The following is a 1994-nucleotide window of genomic DNA, read 5'->3' on the forward strand; positions in this document are numbered from 1 at the left end:
CGCGGCGGTGGCCGCAGCCGGACCCTGCCCCTGCGCGATGCGTGCGGCCAGGCGCGCCCGCTTCAGGTTTTCCGCCGCGCGGGCGTAGTAGCGCGGCTCCACTTCCAGGGCGCGTTGCAGGTGGTACAGGGCCAGGGCATGCTCGCCCTGCTGCGAAAGGTACACGCCCAGGTTGTTGTGCGCGGCGGCTTCGCCCCCGGCGTTGCGGAACGCCTCGAAGGCTTCGTCGTAGCGGCCCAGGCGGCACAGGGACAGACCCATGTTGTTCCACACCCGGTTGCCGGGCGCACCGCAGGTGATGGCCGTGCGGAAGTGGTCCACGGCGGCGGCGTCGTTGCCCAGCATGGCCTGCGCGATGCCCGCGTTGTTGTGCAGTTCGCCCGAGCGGGGCATGTGCTCCAGCGCCCGCACGAACAGGGCCAGGGCCTTGTCCGGCTGCCCCTGGTAATTGTGGATGGCGCCAAGGTGGCTGGCCGCCCCGGCAAGGCGGGGATCCAGTGCCAGCGCGCGTTCGAAGCGGCTTCCGGCCTCGGTCAGGTTGCCTTCGGCAAAGCTGAGCATGCCCGCCGTTTCCCAGGCCAGGGCGTTGTCCGGGGCCAGGGAGAGGGCGGCGTCGATGTCGGCCCGCGCCTCGGCGGTGACGCCCCGCGCCACCAGCAGCGCGCCGCGCTGGTAACGGGCCTCTGCCAGCTTGGGATCGAGCTGGCAGGCCCGGCTGAACTGTTCGAAGGCCAGTTCCGAGCGATCCTGCGACAGGAAAACCAGGCCGCGCTGCAAATGCTCCTGGGCGTTCATGGCATCAGCCTGGGGCGTTGGCTCCACCCCCTCGCCGTCGTGCAGCAGATCCTTGCCGCTGTGGTAGCGTTCCATCAGCGAAAGGTTAGAGCCGCGCGTGGTCTGCTGCGCGCCGCAACCGGCAAGCAGCAGGGCGCAGAGCGCCAGCAGGGCAAGGGCGGGGCGGGTGGCGGTGCGGGCGGTCATGGCGTTTTCCTTCATGGTTGCAAACCGGGCGATTTTCTCTCTTCGCCCCGGCTGGGAATTTCGTTCGCTGGCAGGGAGAACAAGCCAGCCAGCGGGCGCCGGAGGGGATAAAATTCCGCCGGAACTATTGGCCCATCTGGGCGAAAACCTGCATCAGCTTGATGAACGCGGGCCCCATGATGGTCACGAACAGGGCCGGAAGAATGCAGAACACCAGCGGGAACAGCAGCTTCACCGGCATCTTGGCGGCGATTTCCTCTGCCCGCTGGAAGCGCGTGGTGCGCATGGTGTCGGAGTAGACGCGCAGCGTGCTGGAAATGCTGGTGCCGAAGGCATCCGCCTGCACGATGAGCGTGACCAGGCTGTTCACGTCTTCCAGCGCCACGCGCGCGGCCAGATTCTTCAGGGCCTCGGCGCGCGACTTGCCCGCGCGCAGTTCCAGGATGACCATGTTCAGTTCTTCGGCCAGCACCGGGTTGGTGGCTGCCATTTCGCGCGCCACGCGGGAGAACGCCTGGTCCAGGCCCATGCCCGCCTCCACGCAGACCACCAGCAGGTCCAGCGCGTCGGGCAGCGAGTTGATGATGTCCAGCCTGCGCGCCTTGATGCGCCGCGACAGCCACACATTGGGCGCGTACAGCCCCACCACCGCCGGGCAGATGAACAGCAGCGCCACCATGCCCAGGGGAATGTCGCTGCCCGACAGCAGGCGGACCACCAGGCCCAGCAACAGGCCGCACAGGGTCAGCCCGGCCTTGACGCCCCAGAACACCAGCGGGGCGCGGCGGTTGCGGTAGCCCGCGCGCACCAGCGCCAGGCCCGCCTCGTTCACTTCCTCGCCGTCGTCCTTGACCACCTTCTGCCCCACCCGTTCGGCCATGGCGTTCAGCGCGGCCTTCATGGAGGAAAGGGGAGATTCCGGCAGGGCCGGGGCGGCCACGGCCACGGCACGGGCACCAGCCGCGTGCCGGGCGAGACGGCCATGCATGCGCTGCACCCGCTGGCGGTTGCCG

Annotated in this window: 2 protein-coding genes; both read right to left on the reverse strand. The window is 69.1% G+C overall.

Annotation, left to right across the window (positions count from 1 at the left end; all coding sequences use genetic code 11):
• Window positions 1-981: tetratricopeptide repeat protein (locus FVW27_RS14325; RefSeq protein ID WP_167126335.1), on the reverse strand; the 981-nt coding region annotated here is incomplete at its 3' end.
• A 124-nt stretch (window positions 982-1105) separates the two neighbouring features.
• Window positions 1106-1994: type II secretion system F family protein (locus FVW27_RS14330; protein ID WP_167126338.1), on the reverse strand; the 889-nt coding region annotated here is incomplete at its 5' end.

This window comes from Nitratidesulfovibrio liaohensis, from assembly GCF_011682075.1.
GTDB lineage: Bacteria > Desulfobacterota > Desulfovibrionia > Desulfovibrionales > Desulfovibrionaceae > Cupidesulfovibrio > Cupidesulfovibrio liaohensis.